The organism is Halanaerobium saccharolyticum (assembly GCF_003053565.1).
Classification (GTDB): domain Bacteria; phylum Bacillota; class Halanaerobiia; order Halanaerobiales; family Halanaerobiaceae; genus Halanaerobium; species Halanaerobium saccharolyticum_B.
In genome coordinates, this window is record NZ_QAXS01000023.1 from 46,860 (window position 1) to 53,197 (window position 6,338).

At 35.8% G+C, this 6,338-nt stretch carries 7 protein-coding genes; 5 read left to right on the top strand and 2 right to left on the bottom strand.

Features of this window, described 5'->3' with window-relative positions:
• The first annotated feature begins 23 nt into the window (after window positions 1–23).
• The 5 genes from C8C76_RS09710 to C8C76_RS09730 all read left to right on the top strand — a co-directional run bounded on the left by C8C76_RS09710 (window position 24) and on the right by C8C76_RS09730 (window position 4,526).
• The gene (locus tag C8C76_RS09710) at window positions 24–878 is read left to right on the top strand and encodes a BglG family transcription antiterminator (protein ID WP_108141124.1); all 855 of its coding nucleotides are present in this window, start codon (window positions 24–26) and stop codon (window positions 876–878) included.
• Window positions 879–1,182: 304 nt separating this feature from the next.
• Complete coding sequence (nagE, locus tag C8C76_RS09715; protein ID WP_108141126.1) at window positions 1,183–2,610, top strand: N-acetylglucosamine-specific PTS transporter subunit IIBC; 1,428 nt, start codon at window positions 1,183–1,185, stop codon at window positions 2,608–2,610.
• A gap of 40 nt (window positions 2,611–2,650) precedes the next feature.
• Window positions 2,651–2,920 carry an HPr family phosphocarrier protein gene (locus C8C76_RS09720; RefSeq protein ID WP_108141128.1) on the top strand — a complete coding sequence of 90 codons (270 nt, stop codon included), beginning with the start codon at window positions 2,651–2,653 and terminating at the stop codon, window positions 2,918–2,920.
• A gap of 119 nt (window positions 2,921–3,039) precedes the next feature.
• Complete coding sequence (locus tag C8C76_RS09725) at window positions 3,040–3,726, top strand: hypothetical protein (protein ID WP_108141130.1); 687 nt, start codon at window positions 3,040–3,042, stop codon at window positions 3,724–3,726.
• 62 nt (window positions 3,727–3,788) lie between these two features.
• The gene (locus tag C8C76_RS09730) at window positions 3,789–4,526 is read left to right on the top strand and encodes an SIR2 family NAD-dependent protein deacylase (protein ID WP_108141132.1); all 738 of its coding nucleotides are present in this window, start codon (window positions 3,789–3,791) and stop codon (window positions 4,524–4,526) included.
• A gap of 18 nt (window positions 4,527–4,544) precedes the next feature.
• On the opposite strand, the gene hpt is transcribed toward C8C76_RS09730, so the two are convergent.
• A complete protein-coding gene (gene hpt, locus C8C76_RS09735) occupies window positions 4,545–5,081 on the bottom strand; it encodes a hypoxanthine phosphoribosyltransferase (protein WP_108141134.1) in 537 nt (178 codons plus the stop codon).
• Window positions 5,082–6,044, bottom strand: coding sequence for a cytidylate kinase family protein (locus tag C8C76_RS09740; RefSeq protein ID WP_108141136.1), 963 nt, complete (start codon window positions 6,042–6,044; stop codon window positions 5,082–5,084).
• Window positions 6,045–6,338 lie beyond the last annotated feature (294 nt).

The window sequence follows — 6,338 nt, forward strand, 5'->3', positions numbered from 1 at the left end:
CTTTTACTTTCAGGGGGAATCAGATGTCTGTTAGAGAAAAGTATAAAGTGAAAAAGGTATTTAATAATAATGTGATTCTAGCAGAAAAAGGTGCTGAAAAGCAGGAACTGATTCTGATTGCAACTGGTATTGGTTTTGCATCCAGCAAAGGTGATATTTTTACAAAAGATGATTATCAAATCAAGCAGGAGTTTGTACCTCTCGCCGGGGAAAAGAGGAGTAATTATTTTCAGCTGCTGGAAGAGGTAGACAGTAAGATCATTCAGGCAACTGAAGAGATTATCAATATGGTTAATGAGGAGCTTGATGAAGATATAAATCAGTATATCAGGATTGGCCTGACTGATCATATCGCTTTCACCTTAAAAAGAATTAAAGAGGGGCTGGAGATTATAAATCCATTTTTGATGGAAACCAGGACCCTTTATAAAAAAGAATTTCAGCTGGCCAGGAAGGCAGTAAAGATTCTGGAAAATAATTTTGAGATTTCCATACCAGAGGGTGAGATTGGTTTTATTGCATTTCACATTCACGGAGCAATTAATAACAGTGAGGTTTCTAAAACAGTTAAGAATACTTCAATTATCAAACAGCTGGTTGCAAAGGTGGAAGAAGAACTTGGGCAGGAACTTGAATATGATAGTTTAAATTATGCCCGACTGGTCAACCATCTCCGTTTTGCTTTAGAGAGGATCGAAAGTAGAGAAAATAATACTAATCCACTTTTAGAGAATATCAAAAAGGACTTTAAAGAAAGTTATCAGCTAGCAGGGAAACTGGCAGAAATTATTGAATCCAGATTTGATTACCAGGTTCCCGAAGATGAGAAAGGTTATCTGGCACTGCACCTGCACAGACTGAATAGGGATTTTAATTAATTTTGATTTAGCAATTTAATTAAAGATAAAATTACATTTAAAAATAGAATGCAAAAACTAAATATTCACTGAGGCATGTTACTGTTTAATCAGGCAAGAGCCGAAGAGAAACTATTATTCCTTATTCCAGGGGAGTAGTAGATTCTCTTCGGCTTTTCTATTGTTTTTAGAATTTATGAAAATAAAATTACAGTTTAAACTGTAATTATTATATAGATCCAGGAAAGAAATTTTCTCTGCAGTTATTTTATTTATGAGTAAGTTTTAGTAAAGATTTTTAACAAAAAACAGGAGGTTTTAAAAAATGAAAAAGATTTTTTCTAGTTTGCAGAAAATAGGTAAGTCTCTGATGTTACCGATAGCAGTACTTCCAGCAGCAGCACTGCTGCTCAGACTTGGTGCCGGGGATGTTTTCGATATTCCCTTTGTCATGGCAGCTGGTTCTGCAATCTTTGATAATCTGGCTTTATTGTTTGGTATCGGAGTTGCAGTTGGAATTGCTAAAGATAGTTCCGGGGCAGCCGGACTGGCAGGAGCAGTCAGTTACTTTGTAATCACCAATGCAACTCAGGCAATTAATTCTGATATAAATATGGGCGTTCTGGCTGGAATTATTGGTGGTTTACTTGCAGGATTTTTATATAACCGCTACCATGATATTGAACTACCTGACTTTTTAGGATTTTTTGGCGGTAAGCGTTTTGTCCCAATTATTACTGGTGCAGCAAGTGTTCTGCTGGCAGGTATTTTTGGCTATATCTGGCCTCCAATTCAGAATGTCATTCAGCTTACCGGTGAGTGGATTATTAATGCCGGTCCAATTGGAGTCTTTGTTTATGGCGTCTTAAACAGATTATTAATTCCAGTTGGCCTGCACCATGTACTTAACAGTTTTATCTGGTTTGTCTTTGGTGAGTTTACAACTGCAGCGGGAGAAGTTGTAACTGGAGATCTATCTCGTTTCTTTGCTGGAGATCCCTCGGCTGGATTTTTCATGTCTGGATTTTTCCCAATGATGATGTTTGGACTGCCGGCAGCTGCTTTAGCTATGTATCATGCAGCTAAACCGAAAAACAAAAAAGCAGTCTCCGGTATCTTTTTAAGTGTTGGACTTACAGCCTTTTTAACTGGTATTACTGAACCAATTGAGTTTGCCTTCATGTTCTTAGCTCCGGTATTATATGCTATTCACGCACTTTTAACAGGTTTTTCAATGGTTGTAACCTATGTTTTAGGGATCCAGCATGGTTTTGGCTTTTCTGCCGGTGCGATTGACTATTTCTTAAATTATGGACTGGCCACAAAACCATTTTTAATTATTCCAATTGGGATTGCATTTTTTGCAGTCTATTATTTCTTATTCCGTTTTGCGATTCAGAAGTTTAACATTCCAACACCAGGGAGAGAGGAAGCTGCAGCAGGCGGTAATCAGATGAGTGTAATGCCTGAGAGTCAGCAGAAAAGCAGTTCAGATAATTCAGTACAGACTGGTAGTACAAAAGCCAGACAGTATATCGAAGCCCTGGGTGGTGCTGATAATTTAAAAAGTGTTGATGCCTGTATTACAAGATTAAGGCTGGAAGTTAGAGATTCTGGCAAATTAGATGAAGCTAAATTAAAGAAGTTGGGAGCTTCCGGTGTTTTAAAAGCAAATAAGAATAATGCTCAGGTGGTTGTTGGAACCAAAGCAGAATTAATTGCTGAAGAAATAAAAAAAGAATTAAACAACTAAAAAAATAATTAATATAAGCTTATAAGGAGAGGATTTTAAAATGACAGCAGAAAAGACTTTGACAATTAACAATGAGACAGGTTTACATGCCAGACCGGCTTCACAGCTGGTTAAGAAGGCAGGAAATTTTAAGTCACAGATTGAAATTATCGTTGGAGAAAAAGAAGTCAATGCAAAAAGTATTATGGGAATTATGAGTTTGGGTCTTGGCAAAGGTGATGAGATCACCTTGAAGGCTGAAGGAGAAGACGCAGATGCTGCAGTTGAAGGCCTAACAGAGTTTATCGAGGTTGAGTTACTGGAGCATTAAAAATAACTAGCAAAAATAATAAAGAAAAAATTTTAAGCCCTCATTCAATATTTGGATGGGGGTTTAAATATCTTGTGTTTTTTAGCTAGCAGTGCTAAAATTAAAAAGAGGTGGTTGAAGTGGATTTCTTGGCAGAAATATCTTTATATAAAATAGATAAAGTTAATGATAGCTCGATAAAAATTGTTGACCTGCTTAATGAAAACGGAAAAGAGGAAGAAATCAGCTGGAATAAACCCTGCATTAAGGCAGTAACTGGAGATATAGTTCTGTTTTTAAAAGAAAAAAGAGAAATTACAAAGCATAATAAAAATCGAGATAATCTAATTCATTATCCTGTCCAGAAAATTAAAGGCCGTTTTTCTGATGTCAGGGAATATGAGTATCTAAAAATGAAGGTTCTTTATGACTTCAATCTTCATTATCTTGGTAAAAAGGAAATAGAAGCAGTAGAAAAAGACCCTGCGCACATTAAATTTGAAAAGTTAATCGACCAAAATCAAACTGACATTGAAGAATTGATAACATATAATGCTGATGAAAGGGTTGAGCCTTTTAATCACACTGATTATGAAGTGGCTTCTATTTTGAATTCTAAAAAGATATTCAGACAGGAGATAGGTGAAAAATTTGACTGGGGCTGGAGTCTAATGGAGATCTATCAGCTTGATGAGAATGACTTTGTAAGTTATAAACAGAGCAGCTATTTTCGTGAAAGACAGCGGGGAGAGTTTTTTGAGATCAGCAAAAAAGCGGTAGATTTTATGCGGACTTTTGAAGATGACAAGGATGACTTTTTAGATTAAATTTTGGCTGTTTTTGACTATTTATCATAAAAATATGATATAATAGGTTTGAGGTGAGAAATATGAAAGAATATCAAAAAGCTGCTGATTTAATAAGGCATTCGCGGCATGTAACTGTATTTACAGGAGCCGGTGTCTCAGTCGAAAGTGGTGTTCCACCTTTTAGAGGAGAAAACGGCCTCTGGAATGAATATGATCCTATAATTTTAGACCTAAAAAATTTTTATAAAAATCCAGAAGAAAGCTGGGTAACAATTAAAAAGATATTTTATGATTATTTTGGCAAAGCAGAACCCAACGCTGCTCACCGAGTGATTGCCCGCCTGGAAGCTGATGGCTATGTTCAGGCAGTGATTACTCAAAATATTGATAATCTGCATCAGGAGGCAGGTAGTAAAAATGTATTTGAGTTTCACGGCAATTCTAGAGAACTTGTCTGTACTGAATGTGGAGCAAAATATCCGGTAACAGAAGAAATTCTGCAGAAGCTGCCTCCAAAGTGCGAAAAGTGTGGAGAAATTTTAAAACCGGACTTTGTCTTTTTTGGAGAAGCAATACCTGATCAGGCCGAAAAATTATCATTTGAAGAAGCGGAAAAGGCAGATCTTTTTATTGTAATTGGTACTACCGGAGAGGTACAGCCTGCTTCTTTGATTCCAGTAGTTGCCAGGAGTAAAGGAGCCAAAATAATTGAAATTAACATTAAGAAATCAAATTTCACTGATGATATTACAGATTTATTTATTCAGGAGAAAGCCAGTCTGGCAATGAAAAAGATTGAAGCAGAATTATATAAATAAGCTAAACTCCTCAGTTCTCTAGGGCTGGGGATTTTCTTCGTATTTTGCAATATAGGGTAAATTTCTGTATCTTTCCTGATAATCCAGACCATATCCAACGACAAAATTATCTTCAATTTCAAAGCCAGTATATTCAACTGGCAGATCCAGCAGCTTATCTTCATTAATATGGAGTAGGGTACAGATACTGATATTTTTAGGACTGCGTGCACCTAAATTTTTAAGCAGATAGCTGTGAGTCAAGCCGGTTCTAATTATGTTTTCAATAATTAAAACTTCTTTACCAGCAATACTAAATTCTAAATCTCTGGTTACCCTGATAATACCTGAGTTGTCTTTGTCTGCATAATGATTTAGTTCAAGAAAATCAAGTTTGACAGGGAAATCTAATTTGCGGCTCAAATCGGTCATAAAATAAAGCGAGCTTTTCAAAATGCTGACTAAAATTACCTCTTTGTCTTTAAAGTCCTGATTAATCTGAGCTGCCAGCTGGTCAATTCTTGCTGCTATTTCTTTTTCGGAAAGTATAATTTCACCTATATTATCTTTTTTCATTTAATTTTCACCCCTGTCCAGCTCAAATTTTTCAGCAAGCTGTTCAAAATCTTTTTTATAAACAATTTTTATTTTGATATGAGGATAGAGCTCCTGCAGCAGCCTCACCTTTTTATTTTTTTCTGTTGTATATTTTCTTTTCATTGTTGTTAGTTCAACATAGGTGTCATGTTCTGTCAGATAAAAATCAGGTCTAAAGGCCATGATCACATTACCTTCAGGATCCCATTCCAGTGGAAATTCACTTGGTTCATATTCCCATTTGATATGATGCATATCTAAAATTTTAGCAAATTCCTTTTCGCTCTCATGGCCAAAGCTGCGCTGGCTTTCACTTTCAATTTCTTTTGCCTCTGCTTCGTTATTATCTTCCAGAGGCTTAGGGTTTTCTTTTTTGAGGTCAACTAAATTCATTAAAACAGAGAGACTCTCTTCCAGGTTGAGGCCATCTCGATTTAAAGTTAAATGATAGAGGGTCGTTTCTTCCCAGTCCAGATTATGAATTCGCCAGACATAGCGGCGGTGTTTTCGGTCAGCAAGCTCAAGTTCTCTGGCTGCTTCTTCGGGATGGAGACCATATTTTTTTTCTAATTCTTTGATTCTAAATTCCTCGCTGGCTACAACTTTAAAATGCAGAGCATAAGGATGGTTTTTAAAAATAATCTGGGCCCCCAGACCTAAAATGAGGAGATTATTCTGTTCAGCTTCTTTTTTTAGTCTTTGAGCAAGATAATCAGCAAAGCTTATCTGCTCATCTTTTTCTGCTTTTGGATTAGCAATCTTAGTGTAGAATTTAGAACTCTGCTCCAGCATATGAAGCTGATGCTCATCGGCAACTTCGGGCAGCCAGTTTTTTAGAACAAAACTGCGGTCGATCAATTTTAAGCCAAGTCTGTTGGCCAGTTCTTCAGCAATTTCTTCTCCCCCACTTGCTGTCTGCCTTGAAATTGTAATTATCTGCATAAATTCCACCTTCTTTCTTTAACTATATTATAGCATAAATAGCAGGAATAAACTATATTTTGCCCTTAAACACTAAAACGATTTCTAATATAAATGAATAATTTTATAAATCTTAATTTTATAAATAAATAAAGGATTTTACCTAATTTTGCCTAATATATAAATATGAGAAGAAGAAAATAATATAGTTTTTCTAACAGGTTATGTCAAAAAATCTATGAAAAAGTGATGTTGAAGACAGAATTTAGTTTTTAGAGTAAATTTTAATGGTTGGGATGACCGCATTGCCCTTGA